Consider the following 20,162-nt stretch of genomic DNA (forward strand, 5'->3'; position numbering starts at 1 on the left):
GCCCCGGTGGAACCCACATGCTGGGCCACGGCCAGGATCGGCGGGATGTTGTCGCCCGGGTGGGAGTAATCCGCGGCCAGGAACGTGTCATGGTAATCCAGCTCACGCACGGCCACCCCGTTCGCCCAGGCAGCCCACTCCGGGGACACCCGCTCAGTGACGCCGAACACCTTGGCGCCCTTGCCGTTGGCCGACGGGCCGTGCGTCAGGGCCTGGGCGCGGGCCGCGACGATCGGGGCCCGGTTCAACGACGCGATGGCCACCGAGGCGTTATCGATGATCCGGTTGATCACCATCTCCGTGACCTCGGCAGTCACGGGAACAGGGTCGGCAGCGACCACGGCGATCTTATGCGCCAACTGCTCCTCACGGGGCAGGTTCTCCTCGGACTTATAAACACGGACGTGATGGTTCTTGACCATGATGCTCCTTCTAAAACAGGTGTAGTGGTTTCCCAACAGGTGTTGTTGCCCAGCAGGTGCAGGGCTTTCTAGGCAGGTGTGTGCGTGGCCTTGAGATGGCTCAGGCTGCGGTGCAAATGAAGGGTAGTGGCGGCCTCGGCGACCCGCGGGTTCCCCGCCGCGATGGCCTCGGCGATCGCGGCGTGCTCGGCAGCGGCAGCCTGCAGCCGGGCGGTATCATCCGCGGCCAGACGCCGGACCCGGACCAGATGCACCCGAAGCCCCCGCATGGCCTGGGCCAGATACGCGTTGCAGATCGCCGCATCGATCGCCTCATCCAAACGGCCCACCAACGCGTAATACCCGCCCCGGGCAGGATCCCCATCACCGAGCAAGGCAGGGGCCCCCAGCAAAAGGGCGTGGAGCCCGGCGAAAACCCCCGGCTCGCCCCGCTGCGCAGCCAAGCCCGCAGCCCTAACCTCCAAGGTCTCGCGGAGCTCGAACAACTCATCGATGCTCTCCAACGAAATGTCGGTCACCACCACCCCACGCCCGCCGGCCGCCCTCGTCAAACCCTCCGCAGTCAACCGGCCCAACGCCTCCCGCACCGGAGTCCGCGACACCCCCAACCGCTCGGACAGCTCCACCTCGGCCAACACCGCACCCGGCCGAAGACGCCACTGAACAATATCCTCACGCAAAACCGCATAAGCCCGATCACTCGCACGCATAACCACAGTGTATGCACAGCATCCGAAAAGTAGCAATCAAATACCAAAATGGCACGTCTTTGTATACATCAAGGCTTGGGTGGGGGATACCTCCTTTGGGAGGTAGTTGGATGTCCTCGCTTCTGGCTATGGTGCTCTGCATCACATTGTGAGAAACACGAGCCGGACATCAAAGGAGATTCCCATGAGCTCAGCTTCATCCGTTGCCTATTCACCGCCTCACAGCCGCAAGACCCTCAGGAAGGTAGCGTTCGCCAGTGCGGCCGGTACCACCATCGAGTTCTACGACTTTTTCATCTACGGAACGGCAGCCGCTTTGGTCTTTCCGGTAGTTTTCTTTCCCGCCTTGGGTGCTGCTGCCGGTACTGTCGCATCCTTCGGTACCTTCGCCGTCGCGTTCATCGCCCGGCCGGTGGGGGCAATCATCTTCGGGCACTACGGCGACAGGATCGGACGCAAGAAGACACTCATCACCACGCTGCTCATGATGGGCATCGCCACGGTGATGATCGGCCTGATCCCGGATGCCAGCACCATCGGCATTGCAGCACCGATATTGCTGGTGGTCCTTCGATTCGTCCAGGGCCTGGCGGTCGGCGGGGAATGGGCGGGTGCCACCTTGCTGACAGCCGAATACGCGCCCCAAGGCAAACGCGGACTGTTCGGCTCTTTCCCGCAACTCGGTCCATCTGTGGCCTTCGCGCTGGCCAGCGGCACGTTCCTGGTCACCAGCCTTACCTTGGGCGACAAGTCGGAGGCGTTTATCACCATCGGCTGGCGAGTGCCGTTCATTCTCAGCGCCGTCCTGGTTCTGGTGGGCTTCTGGGTGCGGACCAGCATCGAGGAAACACCGGTGTTCAGGAACGCCAACCGCCCTGAAACCACTGCCCGGCTTCCCATCGTCGAGTCCATCAAGGGCCAGCCCAAGGAGATCCTCTTGGCAGGCGGCTCCCTGACGCTCTTGTTTGCCCTCTTCTACATTGGAACGGCATTCCTGACAAGCTACGCAACAAGTCCCACCGGTATGCAATTGAGCCGTCCGGAGGTCCTTACCACTGGGATCATCGCATCTGTCTTCGTTGCCGCCGCCACCTTGGCCTCCGGCATCCTTTCCGATCGCTTCGGTCGCAAGAAGGTCATTGCGGCGTCCTGCATTTTCGCTGTGCCATGGTCCCTGGTGCTGTTCCCACTGCTGAGCATGGGTACAGTTCTGGCCTTCGGCATCGGCCTCACCGTCACCCTCGTAATTTTTGCGATCGCCTACGGCCCGGCAGGTGCGCTCCTTCCCGAGCTTTTTGAGACAAAGTACCGTTACACCGGCGCCGGCATGGGTTACAACCTCGCCGGGGTCCTGGGCGGTGGCGTTGTTCCGCTCGTCGCGGCACAGCTGATTGCCAGCACAGGAGGCTGGGGCATCGGCGTTCTGCTCGCCGCCATTGGCGTGTTCAGCATCGCCTGCACCATGGCCCTGCCCAATCGGGAGAAGTCGCGACTCGAAGAGCGTCCCCTGGAAGGCGGAACCATGAAGAAAGACCGCACGACGGCGGCGTAGGACCGCCGCTGGAAGGTGCGGGGCTGCCGACCCATCGGCGGCCCCGCACCTACTGCTACTGGGATACTTCGCGGCAGCGCCGCATTCCCAAGGGGCCGATCAGGAGCAAACACGAGAACGTCCTCCCGGAATCCGGGAGGACGTTCCATGGCGGTTTCGGAAGACCTACTACGGCAGTAGACCGAGCCTCCGTGCGGCCGACACCGCTTCGAGCCGGTTATGCACGGAAAGCTTGGCCATGGCGTTTTGAAGATAGCTCTTCACGGTGACTGGCTTCAGACTCAGCCTGTCTGCTGTTTCGGCATAGGAGCAACCCAAAGCAATCTGGGCCAGCACATCCAGTTCCCGGGGTGCCAGCCGTACAGCGGGCTGCAACCCGCTGGCGGGGGAGGGGGCCAGGCGCGCGCCGATCCCATCGAGCTGCTGTGCGAGTTGCACGTCGGTGACCGTGCTGGCCAGTGACCGCAACTCAGCGTGCGCCTGCCGGACTTCCTCCAGCCAGTTGTGATCGTATGTCATGGAAGATTCATCATGGACACGGTGCATGACGGCCACTCGCCGGTCCACCTCATCCCTGACGCGCAGTTCCGAAGCGATGGCCTTCGCCGCAGACATGGCATCTTCCATGGCGCGCTCACCCAGGGGGATGCCCTCCCGGCTTCCGACATAGAGTACGGAGCGAGGCTCGCCGCGAACTATGACCGGCACAGCGGTCAGCGATCTTATGCCCTCGTTTTTGACGGCAGCATCGTATTCGTGGGTAATCCGGTCGGAAGCGATGTAGTCGGTCACCAGAAGGGGCTGGCACTGGCTGAAAACCCGCCCACCCAGCCCAGCCCCAGGAGGGACACTGACGTTGCGGAGGCTAGCCGTGGCCGCGCCGATGAAATCCGAGAGCTGGAGACTGTTCCCGGCCACCATCCCGCCAAACAACACCGCGGGGCGGAACCGTTGGGCCAGTTCACGCATCGCGGCCCGGAGCAACTCCCGGTCGTCGGGGCGGTAGTAGTCGTTAGGCTGCATAACCATACACGCTACTGGTGAAGGAATCTCGGCGGACGCTTCTCAACAAAGGCATGAAAACCTTCTTTTTGGTCCTTCGTGGAAAACAGCGGGTGAAAGAAGCGTCTCTCACAACGGATGCCAGCTTCTTCTGCGCCCGTCATGCGACCGGCGAGTAGCAGAATGTTCTTGTAGTCCATTATGCGACGTCTGTGGCAGTAGCCGCCCGCTGATCAGCGATGCTGGATTCTGCCGTCTGGGCCCGAATGGCGTTGATGATGGCAGAAAAATCCTTGTCTGCACCGCCGTCGTCGGAAAACGCGCGATACATGTCAGTCGCCCTTCCTCCCAGACCAACGTCCTGCAGCCCGGCGAAAGCCAATGCATCGGCCGCCAAGCCCAAGTCTTTGGCCATGAGCGCACTCGCGAAACCTGGCCGGAAATCGTGGTTCGCCGGGCTGCCAGGCACCGGACCCGGTACAGGGCAGTTGGAGGTCAGCGCCCAGCATTGGCCGGACGCATGTGACGTCACGTCGAACAGTGCATCGTTGCTAACCCCAAGCTGCTCGCCCAGGACAAAGGCTTCGCTTACCGCGATCATCGTGATTCCCAAAATCATGTTGTTGCAAATTTTGGCTGCCTGGCCCGCGCCGGAACCGCCGCAATACACCTTTCGTTTGCCCATGGTGTCGAGAATCGGTCCGGCTTGGGCAAAGTCAGCATCAAGTCCTCCAACCATGAACGTCAAGGTGCCCGCAGCGGCGCCGGCAACCCCACCGGAAACGGGAGCCTCCAAAGACCGCTGGCCCGCCGAAGCCGCCAAGGCGTGTGCGGACAGGGCATCTGCCACGGCGATGGTGGAGCAGTCAATGAAGAGCGTCCCTGGGGAGACTGCCGACAACAGGCCAAGAGAGTCAGCTGTTCCTGAGTAGAGTTCCAGAACATGGCGACCTGCTGGAAGCATAGTGATGACCACATCGGCTGCCTCAACGGCCGTGACGGCGGATTCCGCAATCCTGATTCCGTTGTCGCGGGCCTGATCAAGGGATGAAGCTGCCAGGTCAAACCCGGTTACCTCATATCCGGCCTTCGCCAGATTGGCTGCCATTGGACCACCCATGTGGCCAAGTCCGATAAAAGCGATTCGTGGTGTCATAAGTTTTCCTCGCGTTTCGATTGATTGATTGGTTGCGCATTGGGGGCTGAGCCCTCGAACCATCGAAAGAGCCAGCAGGCTCGATCGATCAATAGTTGGCGCGTTTACCTTGAAGTATTGGGCTCAGTGAAGTGAAGATTTCGGGATTTTCGATGGTCGCCGGCAGCGCTTCATCGCGCCCTTCGGCGATTGCCCGCATACTGCGGCGCAGGATCTTCCCTGAGCGCGTCTTGGGGAGGCCGTCCACCACGTAGAGCTCCCGAAATGCCGCCACCGGCCCCACCTCTGCACGGACAGAGGCGATGATCTGTTCCCTCAAGGCGTCCTCGGTAATGTTGGCCCCGGATTTCAAGACCACGAAGCCTCGGGCCACTTGCCCTTTCAATTCGTCCGGCACACCGATGACCGCGCATTCCGCGACTGCGGGGTGGGCAGCCAGCACCGCTTCCAAGACCCCGGTGGACAAACGGTGTCCGGCTACATTGATGACGTCATCGGTGCGGCCCATGACATACACGTATCCGTCCTCGTCGATCAGGCCGCTGTCGCCAGTGAGGTAGTACCCGTCGAAGGTGCTCAGGTACGCCTTGCGATAGCGTTCCTTGTCCTGCCAAAGGGTGCTCAGCATGCCAGGGGGCTGTGGCAATTTGATACAGAGCATCCCTTCGGTGCCGGCTTCTACCGGATTGCCGTCCGAGGAGAGCACCCGAATGTCGAACCCGGGAACGGGAACCGAGGGCGATCCCGGTTTGAGGGGCATCGGTTCCAGCCCTCGGAGGTTCGCGCAAGCAGGCCATCCGGTTTCCGTTTGCCACCAGTGATCGACCACCGGAACGCCGAGGACGTCGCCAGCCCATGCGTAGGTGTCGGGATCAAGCCTTTCGCCTGCCAGGAACAAGGCATCAAGGCTGCTGATGTCGTGCCCGTCCAAGCATGTCGCCTCGGGGTCAACCCGTTTGATCGCCCGTATGGCGGTGGGTGCCGTGAGCAGCACTTTGACGTTGTACTTCTCGATGATGCGCCAGAACGCACCGGCGTCGGGGGTTCCAACCGGCTTTCCCTCGAACATGACAGTAGTGGCTCCGCCGATGAGTGGCCCGTACACCGTGTAAGTGTGGCCCACCTGCCATCCCACATCTGAGGCCGCCCACATGGTTTCCCCTGGATGAACGTTGTAGATGTTGGGCAGGGACCACGCCAGGGCGACGGCGTGGCCGCCGTTGTCACGGACTACACCTTTGGGTTTTCCGGTGGTTCCAGAGGTGTAGAGGATGTAGAGGGGATCGGTGGCCATGACCGGTTCGCAGTCGGCAGGTTCGGCAGCGGAAATGACGTCATCCCAGTCGAACTCGGCTTCTCCCAGTTCCGACGCTGCCTGTTCCCGCTGGAGGATGATCGTGGAATCAGGACGATGGCGGGTCTTTTCCAACGCGGCCCGGATGAGCGGCGTGTATTCAACAACGCGGCCTGGCTCCAGACCACAGGACGCAGCCACGATGACTCTGGGCTCGGCGTCGTCAATCCGCGCGGCAAGTTCAGGAGCGGCGAATCCGCCAAAGACCACCGAATGAACGGCACCGAGCCGAGCACATGCCAGCATTGCGATGGCTGCCTCGGGAACCATAGGCATGTAGATCAGTACGCGGTCTCCGCGGCCGACGCCTCGGTCGCGAAGGGCGCCAGCGAACCGACTCACTCGATCCAGGAGTTCGGTGTACGTGTAGCGCTCCGTTCGATGTGCCATGGCCGATTCCCAAACGAGGGCCAGGCGGTCACCTTTCCCTTGGACGACGTGCCGGTCCAGCGCGTTGTAGCAGGTGTTGAGTACCCCGTCCGGGAACCAGTTGAAGAACGGCGCCTCGGAGGTGTCGAGCGCGCGGTGTGGCTTTTCGAACCAGTCGATTGCGTCGGCGGCTTCTAGCCAGAACGATTGTGGGTCGGCCATACTGCGTGCGTAGGCGTCAGCGTATGCGGACATGGAATGCTTCACACTCCTGAATAAGTTGGACATTGGATAGTTGGTGGCTTCGGAGTCGTCAACCGATTGCGACGCCCTCGGCGAGCCCGAGCTCACGCCCGCCGAGGGAGGCGAAGCAATCCGCAACCATGTTTGTGGTCACGTCGGCCGTGGTGGCCGGGTTCCAGCGGGGGCTCCGATCTTTATCGATGACCTGCGCGCGGATGCCCTCACGGAAGTCATGGCCGGCAAGAAGCCGGAGACCGATGCGGTACTCCATGTCCAGTGCATCCTCAAGTGTCAGGTCACGCAGCCGCGCACGTCTTAGCGCCGCAAGTGCGACTTTGAGCGCCGTGGGTGATTTTGCCTCGATGGTGTCCGCTGCTTGGGCTGCCTCCGGTACAGGTGCGGAGCGTAGACGACGCACGATTTCGGCGACGTCGTTGGACGCGTAGGCCTGGTCTATCCAGGTCCGCTCGGCCGCGAGGCGGGAGGACTGCGGCTCGACGGCGAAGTCCGCAAGGGCCTCGTCCGCCGCTTCCTCTTCCAACGCCGTCGCAAGTGCGTCCAGCCTGTCGCTCCGAACGAAATGGTCGGCGAGGCCCAGATGCAGGGCGTCCGCGCCGTCGAGGTGGGCGCCCGTCATGGCCGCATGAGTCCCGGACTCACCAGGTGCTGCTGCGAGCAAGAAGGTACCGCCGACGTCGGGAACGAACCCGATCGTCGTCTCGGGCATGCCCATCCGTGTGCGCTCAGTGACGATTCGGTGGGAGCCGTGGGCGGATATGCCTACACCGCCGCCCAGAACCAGGCCATCCATGAATGCCACGTACGGTTTGGGGTAGCGGCCGACGAGAGAGTTGAGACGGTACTCCCTTGCCCAGAACTGCGCGGTGGCGTCGCCGTCGCCGTCGACCATGTCCCGGTAGATCGCCACGATGTCGCCTCCGGCGCAGAGGCCGCGTTCCCCGGCTCCACGCACCAGGACCGTCTTGACCGCATTGTCGTGGGCCCACTCGCTGAGCTTGGCGAGCATTGCTTCCACCATCTGTGGCGTCAGTGCGTTGATGTTCCGGGGCCGGTTGAGCAAGATGACGCCGAGCTGCCCTCGACGTTCGAAGAGGACTTGATCGGTGGGCATGGTCAGCTTCCGGCAGGCATGACGAAGCTGGCGCCCGCGCGGATGCCCGAGGGCCAGCGGCTGGTGACGGTCTTGGTTTTGGTGTAGAAGCGGAACGCATCCGGTCCGTGCTGGTTAAGGTCGCCGAAACCCGACGCCTTCCAGCCGCCGAAGGTGTAGTACGCAATGGGAACCGGAAGCGGAACGTTGATGCCGACCATGCCGACTTCGACTCGGCTGGAAAAGTCGCGGGCTGCGTCGCCGTCACGCGTAAAGACTGCGACGCCATTGCCGAACTCGTGCTCGTTGCACAGACGCAGTGCTTCGTCGTAGTCCTCGGCGCGGACGACGCTCAGCACGGGGCCAAAGATCTCCTCCTTGTAGATGCTCATGTCAGGCGTCACGTGGTCGAACAGGGTGGGGCCTACCCAGAATCCGCCCTCATAACCCTCTACGGTTGGCCCACGCCCGTCCACCACCAGCGTGGCTCCTGAGTCCTGGCCCGCGGCAATGTAGGACTCGATGCGTTCCTTCGCTGATGCAGCAATGACCGGACCGAAGTCGCTGTCCTTATTCAGACTGTGGCCGACGGTGAGTTTGTTGATGCGATCTTTGAGCTTGGCAACCAGCGCATCGGCCGTCTTTTGGCCCACCGGCACCGCAACTGATATCGCCATGCAGCGTTCGCCCGCGGAGCCGTAGGCCGCGCCGATCAAGGCGTCAGCGGTCATATCCAGATCGGCGTCCGGAAGGATCACCATGTGGTTCTTGGCTCCGCCGAAGCACTGGGCACGCTTGCCCTGTGCGGCGGCCGTCGCGTAGATGTACTGGGCGATCGGAGTGGAACCAACAAAGCCAACTGCCTTGACGCGCGGGTCCTCAAGGAGTGCGTCAACGGCTTCCTTGTCGCCGTTGATCACGTTGAACGCCCCGTCCGGCAACCCGGCTTCGGTGAGCAGTTCCGCCAAACGCAGAGGTACGGAGGGATCGCGTTCCGAGGGCTTGAGGACGAAGGCATTGCCGGCGGCCAGTGCGGGGCCGGCCTGCCACAGCGGGATCATGGCCGGAAAATTGAAGGGGCTGATGCCGGCAACGACGCCGAGCGGCTTGCGCAGGGAATGTACGTCGATTCCCGTCCCCACGCTGTCGGAGAATTCACCCTTCAACAAATGCGCAGCCGCTCCAGCTGAGAATTCCACAACTTCAAGGCCACGCTGGATGTCTCCCTTCGCATCAGCAAAGGTCTTGCCGTGCTCGGAGGAGAGCATTTCCGCGAGCTCGTCCAAATGTTGGTTGACGAGTGCAACAAACTTCAAAAGAATTCTGCCCCGGCGCTGCGGGTTCATGGCAGACCATTCAGCGTGGCCCTTTTCGGCGTTGGCTACAGACTCACTTACCTCTGCAGGGGTGGCAAGCGGGACACGTGACTGCACGTGGCCAGTGCAAGGGTCAAAGACGTCACTGAATCGCTTTGACGTGCCCTCCGTGCGTGTTCCGCCAATGTAATGCGTGAGTACGTTGACCATTAAATGCTCCTTTGCTTCTGGATTACGGGCCGTGGTTCTGCGGGCCGGGTGATCCATCATCTGGTCGAAGGTCTGGGGGAATCCAGCTTTCTGCTGGGCCGTTGATTCAGCGTCCCACCGCCTCGACAGTGCAAACAAGGGCAGTTAAAGCAGATGCCATGTGCATACGTGCACATGGCATCAGTGGAGGGTTGGCCTTGTTCCGACCGTTAAGACATCAGCTCGTCTTGGCGGCCGCGGACTTCCGACAGAACGGCCTTGATGACTGCCTGGACCGCGGGGGAGCGAAGCGATTCCGGTCTGGCCGCAGCCCAGAAACTGAGCCGACGCTCAAAACCATGCGGCAGTACCGGGACAAAACCGGGAAGGCCGTAGACCATGAAGGAGGGCAGGAGGCCGATGCCGCCGTTGTGTCGAACCGCCTCCAGCTGGGCAAAGAGGCTCGTTGCCTGAAAGTTGGCCGGACTGTCTGTCAGGGTTTGCGATCGGTGGCCTATTTCAACAACCTGAAGAACGGATTCCACGTAGGACACGAAGCTGTGGCTTTGTAACTCTGGAAGCGTTTGGGGCGTCCCGCGCTCTTTCAGATAGTTTGGGCTGGCGTAAAGGCGGAGCACGTAGTCGGCCAGGAAGATCGTCTCCGTTCTCCCCGCCTCCACGGCGCCGGCAACAATCTCCAGATCCACGCCCGACCTGTTCCGGCTGAGCTTGCGCGTGGCGTTGAGCATTTCGACCCGTAGCAGGGGGTTTCTGCGCTGAAGCCGTACAAGTGCGGGCGTCACAAACATGGGTCCGAACACGTCAGGGGTGCTGATCCTCACCAACCCCGAAAGGGATTCGGACGTGCGCTCCAAACTTGCCGAGAGGCCGCCCAAACTTCGCTCAACGCCCTCTGCCGCCGCCACCGCCTTGCGTCCCAACTCGGTGAGCTCCCATCCGTAGGGCGTGCGTTCCAAAGTGCGGCCCCCCAGACGCTTATCCAAGGCGAGGATCCGCCGCGAAATGGTGGTGTGCGTTGTTTCCAGCGCTTCAGCGACTGCATTGAACCTTCCCAAACGGGCAACGGTGAGCAGGACGAGAAGATCGTCTGCGCTTGGAAGTCCCTTAAAATCCAACGTTCACCTCCTGTGCATCAACGCACACTATGTCTGCCTTTTAAGGAACATACTAGGACTTCCTAGTACATACTAGGAAGTCCTAGTATGTAGAGCCTGGTGCGTTTCTGCTGCCAGTAAGCCCAGCCAAGCCACTCCTGTCAAGGATGAAGGGACACGCGCTCGTGAAACTGAAAGAAAGTGTTCGCAACCGGCCCGACCAAGCAGCGCCTGCGATAGCGCCGCCGTTTCCTGATGCGGACTTGATGTATGTCCTGGATTTGCTCTCACCCGCTGAGCGTTCCCGACTCTTGGACATCCGTGTATTCCTTCAGGAACATGTCCGGGAAGCAACCATTGACTACTGGAACAGGGAGGAATTCCCGTTCGAGCTTCTGACCATGCTTGGCGCCTACGGTCTGGGAGGTTTGCAAACAGATGGAACATCAGTCCTGTTTAAAGGGCTCGTCTACGTTGAGGTCGCGCGAGCGGATGTCTCACTGTCGGCCTTGGTAGGCATCCACAATGAACTCATTGTGGGCATGATCAATACTTTGGGGTCGCAGGACCAAAAAGACCGTTGGCTCCCAGGCCTGACCTCATTCCGTCAGCTCGGCGCCTTTGCCCTCACAGAACCGGACCACGGCTCGGACATTGCCGGCGGACTTGAGACTACGGCCAGACTTGAAGGTGGGGAGTGGATCATTGATGGCGCAAAACGCTGGATAGGCTCGGGTACCATTGCCGACTTCGCTCTGGTATGGGCGAGAGATGTCGCGGATGGGCAGATCAAGGGCTTTATCGTAGAGACGGATCGCCCCGGATATACAGCGACGAAGATCTGCAACAAGATCGGGTTGCGGATCATGCAAAACGCCCACATTGAGCTTCGCTCCGTTCGTATTCCCGAAGCAAACCTCCTGCCGGGAGCGACCGACTTTTCCAAGGCAAACGAGCTGTTGCGGGATTCCCGGGCATGGGTGGGCTGGCAGGCGGCGGGCATTCAACTCGCAGCATTTGATATCGCCCGCGCGTATTCCTTGCAGCGTCAGCAGTTCGGCCGGGAACTCGCCAAGTTCCAACTGGTACAGCACCAGCTGTCCGAGATCCTTGGCAACGCCACAGCATCCCTCGCATTAATGGCCCACCTCGCGAGGATCCAGACTGAGGGAAAGCTGGAGATGGCGCAGGCCGCCATGAGCAAGGCAACTACCACGCGGATGGCAAGGGCTTCGGTGGCCATGGGCAGATCCCTCCTGGGCGGAAATGGTGTCAGCAGCGACTTCGAAATGGGCAAACTGCTGGGGGACGCGGAAATCCTTTACACCTACGAGGGAACCTACGAGATCAATTCGCTGATTGTCGGGCGTGCCGTCACCGGCAAATCCGCATTCGTCTAGGTCAGTTCCTTGCGTAATGAGGGCCTAAAACCATGAGTGTTGACGGCGCCGGCTACGGCCCCGTATTCAGGTCAAGTGATCGAAGTCTCCACGTGTCCAAGCAGCGTGCCTCTGGGCCGATTCCTTCAAAGCTGCCTTCGCACCGGCGGCGATGACGTTGTTGAAGTTGCCGTAGATCCGGTCGAATTCGAGCTCGTCCAGCGTCGCGGCTATCCGCAGTGCCACTGCGCCGGATAGCGGCAGGCGATTCGGGTAGCTGCGCATGAAGGCGATGGAGCGGCGATCCGGATTCGGAAACACGCTGTCACCAGTCAGCAGTACACCTTTGCCACCCGCACCTTCGGCCCAGTGTGCCACCGCACTGCCCACGAAGTGTCCGCCTGTCTGGTGCAGTGCCAACCCTTCGGTGATGGTTTCAATGCCGGACCAGAAGTTGATATTCGGATCGTGGCGTCCCAGCCATTGCCGGTCTGCTTCCGCCACGAGGACAGGGACGCCTCCGAGCCGCCGCGACCATTCCACCTGCACACCAAACATGTGTGGATGGCTGGCAGCGATCGCCAGGACCGGGCCGTGTTGGAGCACGGACTGAACTGCGTTTTCGTCGACATATCCGACCGGATCCCATAGCAACGAACCCTGGGGTGTCACTACAAGCTGGGCGGTCTGCCCGATTCCGACGTGTGGTTGGGTACTGACCCCGATCAGTCCCGGCTCGTTCTCCTTGAACTTAATGTGCTGACCGACGCGGGCCAGCTCGTCCAGTGTGAGCCACTTTTGACCGTCTTCAGGCACGTACTGCCGCTCATCGGTGCAGATCGGGCAGAGCTCCGGGACGGGTTCGTCGCGTTCGACGGCGCAGGTTGCGCAAATCAGCATGGGTGGTTCCTCCTGAGTTCGGTCTTGCCATGTCGTCGTTCGTCCGCAGGGTGGGGTGGGCCCAGACTATGGCACGGGAAAGTCTTCAGGAAGGCAACAGTGGCTGCGGGGGCGATGGTAGCCAGGGGAGAAGGTGGCGCTGGAACCGCTATTCGGACGGCCGGTCCTTCTCACGCTGGGCAAGCCGCTGGAGTTGCCAACCATGCACGTCGACCAGCCAATCCAACGGGGCCGATGGGCCAACCCGGGGATCACCCGGATCCAGGCCGTCCCGCAAGGCCTGCACATACCGCAGATCCAGATCAATTCGTGCCCGTACCTGCCCAGCTCCGCCCACTGAGCCGTGCCCCGGAACTACGGTATCGACGTCGTCGGCCACGCTCTCGAACAGCCGCAACGCGGCAACGTAATCGTTGAGCGGATCCGTGGCCTCAAGGTCGAGGAACGGCATCAGGATGTCAGAAAGCATGTCGCCGGCGACAAGGACCCGGCTCTCTTCGATTAACAGCGCCGCATGGCCTGGGGCGTGGGCCTGATGCTCAATGATCCGGACTGTGGGACCATCCCACGGAATCTGCGCAGCTTCGGTGGGCAAGCCGGTGATGAGGCCAAGCAGGTCCATTGGGATCTCTTCGGCATATTCCGGCGGGAGCCCCTCCGCTACGCGGTCCTTCCAGTCGACGTTCGACAGGACATCCCGGATTGAAGCCGCGCAACGGGCTGTACCGTAGCGGGGTGGATCGCCGAAGGTGGGGTGCCACAGCACATGGTCCCAATCAGGATGCGTGGAGAAGCCTGCCACAACAGGCTGCCCCAGCTCGCGAAGGTCGTTCGCGATGTCCGCCATTTCGCCGGCCGTTATGCCGGGGTCGATGAGCAACACACCATGACGGCCCTGCACAATAACGGAATTGCTCTGGATGAACTCACTCTCATGGACCAGAACGTCCTCGGCGACTTCCTTCAGCATGGGATACCTTCCGCTTGTCGGTTGCAACCGCCTGGTGTGACGGTAAGACCTGCGGTGTCTGGGTTGCAAGCATTTTGGGCAAAGCGAGCCGGCGGCGGGCCCCGGTGCAGCCAGACTGCCGCGCTCGACGCTGGGGATGTTGGCGTTAGTGCTCCGACTCTGCCGCAGCCTTCTTCTTGGCGTCCTTCTCTGCGTTCTTCTCGGCTCGCAGAACTTCCGCCTCGTGCTGCTCCGCGGCCTTTTCCTTATGGATGACTTCCGCGAACAGCTTCTCCATCTCCTTGGCCACGCCCGCGGCCGAGGCCGGGTTCTGGCCGGTCACCAGTCGTTCGTCCACCACGACCTTCTCCTGAAAAACATCGGCGAAAACATGGGTCGCACCCTGTTCCTCCAGCCGGTCCGCCAAGAAGAACGGGATGATCTTGTCCTTGCCGGCGGCTACCTCTTCGGCGTTGGTGAAGGCTGCCACATCCTTGCCTTGGATGAGGCGGAAGCCGTTCTCCAACTCAACGTTCAACAAGCCGGCCGGGCCGTGGCAGACCGCGCCCACCAATCCGCCAGCGTTGTAGACACTGGCCACAAGGCTCTGCAGGCCTTCGCTGTCCGGGAAGTCCCACATGGTGCCGTGGCCACCCACGAGGTAGACGGCATCGTACTGTTCGGGATCAACGACGTCCACGCGGGCTGTGTTGTAGAGCCCGGCACGCGTTGCCTCGTCCTGCGTGAAGGCAACTTGTATGGGATCGTCCGAGTCCACAGTGTCGCGAGGAGGCTGGCCGCCCTGGATGGACGCAAAATCGACGAAATGCCCGGAATCCTTGAAGACTTTCCAAGGATGTGCAGCCTCGGCCACGTCGTAGCCGGTCTTCTCTCCCGTATCGCCGAGCTCGGACACGCTGGTTAGTACCATGAGAATTTTCTTCATGAAGTGCTCCTTTCGTCCACATTCCACCCTACGCCCCCCTGTTTTTTGGCAGTGGCCGGATGTGTAGAACTGGCGGGGACGGTCAACCCCGGCGCCAGCGATGGAGCACTTCGTCGACCTTCCCGCTGACCTCGCCTCGAGCCATGTCCCGCAGCCTTGCGCCGTCGATCCTCATCACGGGTTCGACGGCGGCTGCGCCCCTCCGCGTCCACAAGGCACGACGCCTCGGCATCTGCCAGAGCCTGCTCTTCGACGAGGAGGCCTTTTCGCTCGTAGCGCCCGCGGGCCCGGCTGAACCTCACAACCACCGCCGACAGTCCGCTGGCCTTGCGGGCCCGGCTGAACCTCACAACCACCGCCGACAGTCCGCTGGCCTTGCGGGCCCGGCGCGTCAGGGTGGTATCCCAGCGGGCAGATAGGTGAGGTGGTCCAGGTCAGTGCACCCCAGGCAAAGTGGTCCTTCCTCTTCCATCAGGAGCAGGTCCCCGCGGACTCACATCGTAGACCCCGGTCGCCCGGGCCATTCCTTGCCGGCCCAGGGATCGTAGTCGGCGATGAGCTTCTCCTGCGGCGGACGTTCGGCCTCAGGGATGTGTTGCAGGTTCACGCGAACCCTGTACCAGAGGGAACTCGATCCGCGCATCCCGTCCACCAGCACATCGGCCGGGTGCAGGGCCGGGGCGAGGTCCGCATGCCGGGTCTTCCAGTCCTCGAGTGCGGCGAGTGCCTCAGGCTTGGTCTTGGTGCGGGCTACCTCGATGAGCGGCATCGAGGACATCCGGCGGCCTGAGCCGTCTCCGGCCCGCGGCGCCTTCTCGGCAGGACCGAGCTCAGCGGCCAGATCGAGGAGCCCGGTGAGGGAGCCTACCGCGTCATCGATTCCGACATGGGGATCGCCGATATCGGCGAAACGTCCAGGCACTGTGCGCACCGTGAAGTGTTCGGGACGGGTTGAGGCCAGCTCATCCCACGTGAGCGGAGCGGAGACCCGGGCATCGGCCAGGGCCCGGATCGAGTACGCGGAGGCCACGGTGCGGTCCTTGGCGTTCTGGTTGAAATCGACGAAAACGCTCTCGCCACGTTCCTCCTTCCGCCACCGTGCGGTGGCGAGTCCGGGAGCGCGGTTTTCGACCTCGCGGGCAAGGGTTTCGGCGGCGAGCCGCAGATCCCTGTACGACCATTGAGGTGCGATGCGCACCAGGATGTGGAGTCCGCGAGAGCCGCTTGTCTTCGGCCACCCCACCAGCCCGACGTCGTCGAGCACCTCGCGCGCGACGTAGGCGACATCCACGATCTGGGACCAGTCGACCCCTGGCATCGGGTCGAGGTCCACCCGGAGCTCGTCCGGGTGGTCCAGGTCCTCCGCGCGTACGGGGTGCGGGTTGAGGTCGAGGCATCCGAGGTTCACCACCCATGCCAAGCCCGCAGCATTCCGGATGACGGCCTCTTCGGCCGAGGTTCCTGATGAGTAATGCAACGTTGCTGTGTCGATGAAGTCGGGGTGGTTTTCGGGAACGCGTTTTTGAAAGAAGGGCTCAGCGTTGATGCCTTTGGGGAACCGCTTGAGCACCATGGGACGGCCACCTGCGCCGCGGAGCGCGCCATCGGCCACTGCGAGGTAGTAGCGCACGAGATCGAGTTTGGTCAGCCCGGGCTCAGCGAATATCACCTTGTCCGGATTCGAAATGCGAACCTCCGCGCCGCCTGCATCGATGATCTCGGCCGGAGTCTTGGACGGGTTCATGCGGCCACGCTAGCAATGATCGGATGACGCAACCAGACCCGATCAGGCACATTCACTCAGGGACCGCCGTCGGCCGTGATCCTGTGCGCTGACGTTGATGCAATGCGAGCAGGGGAAACAGCAGTACCGATAGCATTCCCGCCCCAACAAGAGCCGATGCGAATCCGTCGGAGATGAGCCCCTGATCCTGGCCGATTCCCGTCACTGCAACAATGATCGGCAACCCGGTGGCGCCAAACAGCATGACCGCCCATTTGTCGGCGGGGGAGGACCTGGCCGGAGCAGCGAGCAAGGATGGCACTCCGCGGACGATGAACAGGAGGAACAGGAACAGCGGGACCAGCGCGAGAACCATCGGACTGGCAGTCAGCGCGGCAAGATCGAAGTCGATGCCTGTATCGATGAAGAAGATCGGCACCAGGAAACCGAACGCGAGCGCATCGATTTTCGTCTCGATGACCTTTCGGTCTTCTTCAGGAGCGCGGGCGATGGCAACTTTCCATAGCACTCCGGCAGCGAAGGCACCCAACAGCATGTCGAGCCCCAACACCATGCTGAGGACCACGAGCACCGTGAGGATGAACATGATGGACCGGACGGCGAACTGACCGCTGGTGTGGAGTGTTCTGGTGACTTGGGAGTGGAACAGTGTGTGCCGTGCCCGGGACGCGAGATAGATGGCCAGACCGGCCAAGAGGACAAATCCGAGGAGTATCGCTGTTGCCGGTCCCAACTGCCTGCCGCTGAAGAACAACGAGATGGCAATCAGCGGCCCGAACTCTCCAACGGCGCCCAGCGCGGTGACTGCAATACCCAGTGGCGATTTCGATTCCCCGGCGTCACGAAGGATCGGCAGCAACGTACCCAGCGCAGTAGAGCACAACGCGACGCCGATAATCACCCCGGCCTCTGGTGTGGGCGCCAGGAGAAGCCCGGCGCCGATCCCTGCCGCCAAAGAGATCAGCCAGCCGGCGGATGCGCGGATGGCGGGGCGGCCGCGGATGGCGGCGAAATCGATCTCGTTGCCGGCAACGAAGAACAGCATGGCCAACCCGAAATCGGCCAGCGTATCCGTGAAGTCGGTGGACTGGATCCATCCCAACAAGCTGGGGCCGAGCACGATTCCAAGGACGATCTCAAACACCACGATTGGTACCTTGACCACCCGATCAAGGAATCGGACCGCAAGGGGCGCAGCGATGGCAAGGAGCGCGATCAGAACCAAGGACGTGGACAAGCCCTGCATCAGCGGTACCTCCGGTACCTAGGCCGCTTCGAAGAAAAAGTAGTCCAAAGCTACCGCCACCATCGCCATGGCGCCATAAGGCGGGTCCTGACGAGGATTTTAGAGGTGGCCGCTGCCCTGCTTTTCAGTAAACTGGGACGCATGACCGAGCAGTCGTTGCGAAGTCCTGTACAACGGTCGCGGACGTTCACCGGGATCCTGGTCAATACTGCTGCAGCGAACATCACCACCAGCTACTTGTGGTTTGCGCTGACGTTCTGGGTGTATCTCCAGACGCGCAACGTGATTGCCACCGGGGTGGTCGGCGGTGCCTACATGCTGCTGATTGCCCTGTCCAGCATCAGCTTTGGCACTTTTGTGGACCGTTACCGCAAACTTGCCGTCATGAGGTTCGCCGCCGCCTTTACCTTGGTGATGTTCATCCTGGCCGGGGTCATGTTCCTGTTGACCCCCACCCCCTGGCTCCTGGACCTGGGCCAGCCGTGGTTCTGGATCTTCACGTTGGTCATACTGATCGGCGCAGTGGTGGAGAACATGCGTAACATCGCCCTGTCCACCACGGTGACCATCCTGATCGAGCCGGACAGGCGCGCCAACGCCAACGGGATGGTAGGCATGGTGCAGGGGCTGACGTTCATCGTCACCTCGGTGCTCTCAGGGTTGTCGGTGGGCCTCCTGGGCATGGGCTGGACCATTGTGGTAGCGATTGCGCTCACGGCGCTGGCCTTCGTGCACCTCCTCACGCTGCGGATGCCGGAAGAGGTCCGTGCAGCTGCCACGGATGCCCACGGTGGATTCGACCTTCGTGGCTCGCTGGCCGCAGTGCTGGCCATTTCCGGATTGTTTGCGCTGATTCTCTTCTCTACGTTCAATAACTTTGTCGGCGGCGTCTACATGGCGCTGATGGACCCCTATGGTCTGGAGATGTTCTCCGTGGAGATCTGGGGGACCGTTTTTGCGGTCGGTTCCACCGGGTTCATTATTGGCGGCGCATTGGTAGGAAAGTTCGGACTCGGAGCCAACCCGCTGCGAACCTTGCTGTTCGCGGTGATGCTGATGGGCGCCCTTGGGGCACTGTTCACCATCAGGGAATGGGCGTGGCTTTATATCGTCGGGATTTGGTTGTACCTGGTCCTTGTGCCGGTGGTTGAGGCAGCTGAGCAGACAGTGATTCAACAGGTAGTGCCCCTGCACCGGCAGGGGAGGGTCTTCGGCTTCGCCATGGCGTTCGAGTCCGCGGCAGCCCCCATTACCGCCTTCCTCATCGCCCCGCTGGCCCAGTTCTGGATCATCCCCTACGCGCGGTCCGCGGAAGGCGCCGCTCAGCTGGAGCCACTGCTGGGCGAAGGCATTTCCCGCGGTATTGCCTTGGTGTTCCTGATCGCGGGCATCGTCATGATGGCGGCCGCGCTGTTAGCGTTCCTGACACCCGTGTACCGCCGGGTCTCGGCCACCTACGCGGAGACCGCTGCCAAGAATCCTGCGACAGCCGTAAAGTCCGCATCGTCCCCATGATCCTTGGACGTTCTGAGACCAATGCTGCCCCTCAACAAAGTCATCTCACGACGGCGGCTACCGCACTGATCTCCACCAGCGCGCCTGGCACGCCTAGCCCGGAAACGCGTGCCCCGGTCACCAGGGCTGGTTCGTCCGCGACGAGTTGCGATGCGATCGCACCATAGGCGGCGTTGAGGTCTACGCCGTCGACGAAGAGGACGGTCCATTGAACGACGTCGCTGAGGCTCGCGCCCGCAGCGGCAAGCGCCGTCCCCACATTTTCAAGGGCGCGGACCGACTGCACGCCAACGTCTCCTGCTCCGACGAGTTTGCCGTCAACGTCTACGGCATTCTGCCCACCTACATAGATGGTGGTCGCGCCGGGCGGCACGATGGCGACGTGGCTGAAGGCCGGGCTGGAGATGAGCCCCTCGGGGCGGATTCGCTCTATGTTTGCCATCCCTGCATGATGCCACTGCCAGCGGCCCCCGGCGAGCCTTGACAAGAAAGTGCTGCATTGCCTCGAGCTGTAGAGCGGACTCAGTCGGCGGGCGGCCGGCGTCGTTGCTGTTTTGTCACAGACCGCTGTTCCTTTGCTGTGCGGTGCCGGTGGGTCGATCCCCGGGTGGGCTTGGTCGCGCGGCGGGGTCTTTCCGGGGTTAGCGCCTGAGCCACAAGTTGAGCGAGCTTGGCCAAGGCGATTTCGCGATTGCGCAGTTGCGAGCGCTGCTCCGAAGACGTAATGGTAATGACACCGCCAACAAGACGATGCTGCAGACCGCTGAGCAGTGTCAGCCGTTGGCCGTCCGTCAGTGCTGCCGAGTCGGCGATATTCCACAACAGCTCGACGCGGCTGTCCGAGGTATTGACGTGTTGGCCGCCAGGCCCGGAAGACCGCGAAAAACGCCACCCGAGCTCCGCCGCGGGAATCTTCAGGGAACGCGATACTTCCAGATCCATGG

The 20,162-nt window shown here is 62.0% G+C and carries 19 protein-coding genes; 4 read left to right on the forward strand and 15 right to left on the reverse strand.

The window, feature by feature from the left end; all coding sequences use genetic code 11:
- Together ACIQC5_RS22920 and ACIQC5_RS22925 are read right to left on the reverse strand one after the other, a co-directional pair.
- On the reverse strand, positions 1–422 hold a 422-nt coding region (locus tag ACIQC5_RS22920; protein ID WP_400287400.1), incomplete at its 3' end, for an MmgE/PrpD family protein.
- 68 nt (positions 423–490) lie between these two features.
- The gene (locus tag ACIQC5_RS22925; protein ID WP_400285436.1) at positions 491–1,132 is read right to left on the reverse strand and encodes a GntR family transcriptional regulator; all 642 of its coding nucleotides are present in this window, start codon (positions 1,130–1,132) and stop codon (positions 491–493) included.
- Positions 1,133–1,316: 184 nt separating this feature from the next.
- Between ACIQC5_RS22925 and ACIQC5_RS22930 the strand changes: the two genes are divergently transcribed.
- On the forward strand, positions 1,317–2,684 hold the full coding sequence (locus ACIQC5_RS22930) for an MFS transporter (RefSeq protein WP_400287401.1): 1,368 nt from the start codon (positions 1,317–1,319) through the stop codon (positions 2,682–2,684).
- A 168-nt stretch (positions 2,685–2,852) separates the two neighbouring features.
- On the opposite strand, the gene ACIQC5_RS22935 is transcribed toward ACIQC5_RS22930, so the two are convergent.
- From ACIQC5_RS22935 to ACIQC5_RS22960, 6 genes are all read right to left on the reverse strand, one after another.
- Positions 2,853–3,707 (reverse strand): LuxR C-terminal-related transcriptional regulator, encoded by an 855-nt coding sequence (locus ACIQC5_RS22935; protein WP_400287402.1) that lies wholly within the window; start codon positions 3,705–3,707, stop codon positions 2,853–2,855.
- A gap of 178 nt (positions 3,708–3,885) precedes the next feature.
- A complete protein-coding gene (gene mmsB / locus ACIQC5_RS22940) occupies positions 3,886–4,842 on the reverse strand; it encodes a 3-hydroxyisobutyrate dehydrogenase (protein ID WP_400287403.1) in 957 nt (318 codons plus the stop codon).
- An 88-nt stretch (positions 4,843–4,930) separates the two neighbouring features.
- Positions 4,931–6,853, reverse strand: coding sequence for a propionyl-CoA synthetase (locus ACIQC5_RS22945; RefSeq protein ID WP_400287404.1), 1,923 nt, complete (start codon positions 6,851–6,853; stop codon positions 4,931–4,933).
- Positions 6,854–6,878: 25 nt separating this feature from the next.
- Positions 6,879–7,940, reverse strand: coding sequence for an enoyl-CoA hydratase/isomerase family protein (locus ACIQC5_RS22950; RefSeq protein WP_400287405.1), 1,062 nt, complete (start codon positions 7,938–7,940; stop codon positions 6,879–6,881).
- Between the two features lie 2 nt (positions 7,941–7,942).
- Positions 7,943–9,445 (reverse strand): CoA-acylating methylmalonate-semialdehyde dehydrogenase, encoded by a 1,503-nt coding sequence (locus tag ACIQC5_RS22955; protein WP_400287406.1) that lies wholly within the window; start codon positions 9,443–9,445, stop codon positions 7,943–7,945.
- 209 nt (positions 9,446–9,654) lie between these two features.
- Positions 9,655–10,560, reverse strand: coding sequence for a LysR family transcriptional regulator (locus ACIQC5_RS22960; RefSeq protein ID WP_400287407.1), 906 nt, complete (start codon positions 10,558–10,560; stop codon positions 9,655–9,657).
- Between the two features lie 245 nt (positions 10,561–10,805).
- Here ACIQC5_RS22960 and ACIQC5_RS22965 point away from each other — a divergent pair, with 245 nt between their 5' ends.
- A complete protein-coding gene (locus tag ACIQC5_RS22965) occupies positions 10,806–11,939 on the forward strand; it encodes an acyl-CoA dehydrogenase family protein (RefSeq protein ID WP_400287450.1) in 1,134 nt (377 codons plus the stop codon).
- A 66-nt stretch (positions 11,940–12,005) separates the two neighbouring features.
- On the opposite strand, the gene ACIQC5_RS22970 is transcribed toward ACIQC5_RS22965, so the two are convergent.
- The 3 genes from ACIQC5_RS22970 to ACIQC5_RS22980 form a co-directional block, all read right to left on the reverse strand.
- Positions 12,006–12,818, reverse strand: a complete 813-nt coding sequence (locus ACIQC5_RS22970) for a hydrolase (RefSeq protein ID WP_400287408.1) — start codon at positions 12,816–12,818, stop codon at positions 12,006–12,008.
- A gap of 148 nt (positions 12,819–12,966) precedes the next feature.
- Positions 12,967–13,788: an MBL fold metallo-hydrolase gene (locus ACIQC5_RS22975; RefSeq protein WP_400287409.1), complete on the reverse strand. Its 822-nt coding sequence runs from the start codon at positions 13,786–13,788 to the stop codon at positions 12,967–12,969.
- 145 nt (positions 13,789–13,933) lie between these two features.
- Complete coding sequence (locus tag ACIQC5_RS22980; protein ID WP_400287410.1) at positions 13,934–14,713, reverse strand: type 1 glutamine amidotransferase domain-containing protein; 780 nt, start codon at positions 14,711–14,713, stop codon at positions 13,934–13,936.
- Positions 14,714–14,856: 143 nt separating this feature from the next.
- Here ACIQC5_RS22980 and ACIQC5_RS22985 point away from each other — a divergent pair, with 143 nt between their 5' ends.
- Entirely contained in the window at positions 14,857–15,132 is a 276-nt protein-coding gene (locus ACIQC5_RS22985) for a hypothetical protein (RefSeq protein WP_400287411.1), read from the forward strand.
- Positions 15,133–15,206: 74 nt separating this feature from the next.
- Here the strand turns inward: ACIQC5_RS22985 and ligD are convergent, their stop codons facing one another.
- Positions 15,207–16,457, reverse strand: a complete 1,251-nt coding sequence (gene ligD, locus ACIQC5_RS22990; RefSeq protein ID WP_400287412.1) for a non-homologous end-joining DNA ligase — start codon at positions 16,455–16,457, stop codon at positions 15,207–15,209.
- 52 nt (positions 16,458–16,509) lie between these two features.
- Entirely contained in the window at positions 16,510–17,703 is a 1,194-nt protein-coding gene (locus ACIQC5_RS22995; RefSeq protein ID WP_400287413.1) for a cation:proton antiporter, read from the reverse strand.
- Between the two features lie 141 nt (positions 17,704–17,844).
- On the opposite strand from ACIQC5_RS22995, the gene ACIQC5_RS23000 reads away from it, so the two are divergent.
- Positions 17,845–19,218: an MFS transporter gene (locus ACIQC5_RS23000; protein WP_400287414.1), complete on the forward strand. Its 1,374-nt coding sequence runs from the start codon at positions 17,845–17,847 to the stop codon at positions 19,216–19,218.
- A 40-nt stretch (positions 19,219–19,258) separates the two neighbouring features.
- On the opposite strand, the gene ACIQC5_RS23005 is transcribed toward ACIQC5_RS23000, so the two are convergent.
- A complete protein-coding gene (locus tag ACIQC5_RS23005) occupies positions 19,259–19,660 on the reverse strand; it encodes a RidA family protein (protein ID WP_400287415.1) in 402 nt (133 codons plus the stop codon).
- A gap of 80 nt (positions 19,661–19,740) precedes the next feature.
- On the reverse strand, positions 19,741–20,160 hold the full coding sequence (gene arfB / locus ACIQC5_RS23010; protein WP_400287416.1) for an alternative ribosome rescue aminoacyl-tRNA hydrolase ArfB: 420 nt from the start codon (positions 20,158–20,160) through the stop codon (positions 19,741–19,743).
- Positions 20,161–20,162 lie beyond the last annotated feature (2 nt).

This window comes from Paenarthrobacter sp. NPDC092416 (assembly GCF_044755025.1).
Classification (GTDB): Bacteria; Actinomycetota; Actinomycetes; order Actinomycetales; family Micrococcaceae; genus Arthrobacter.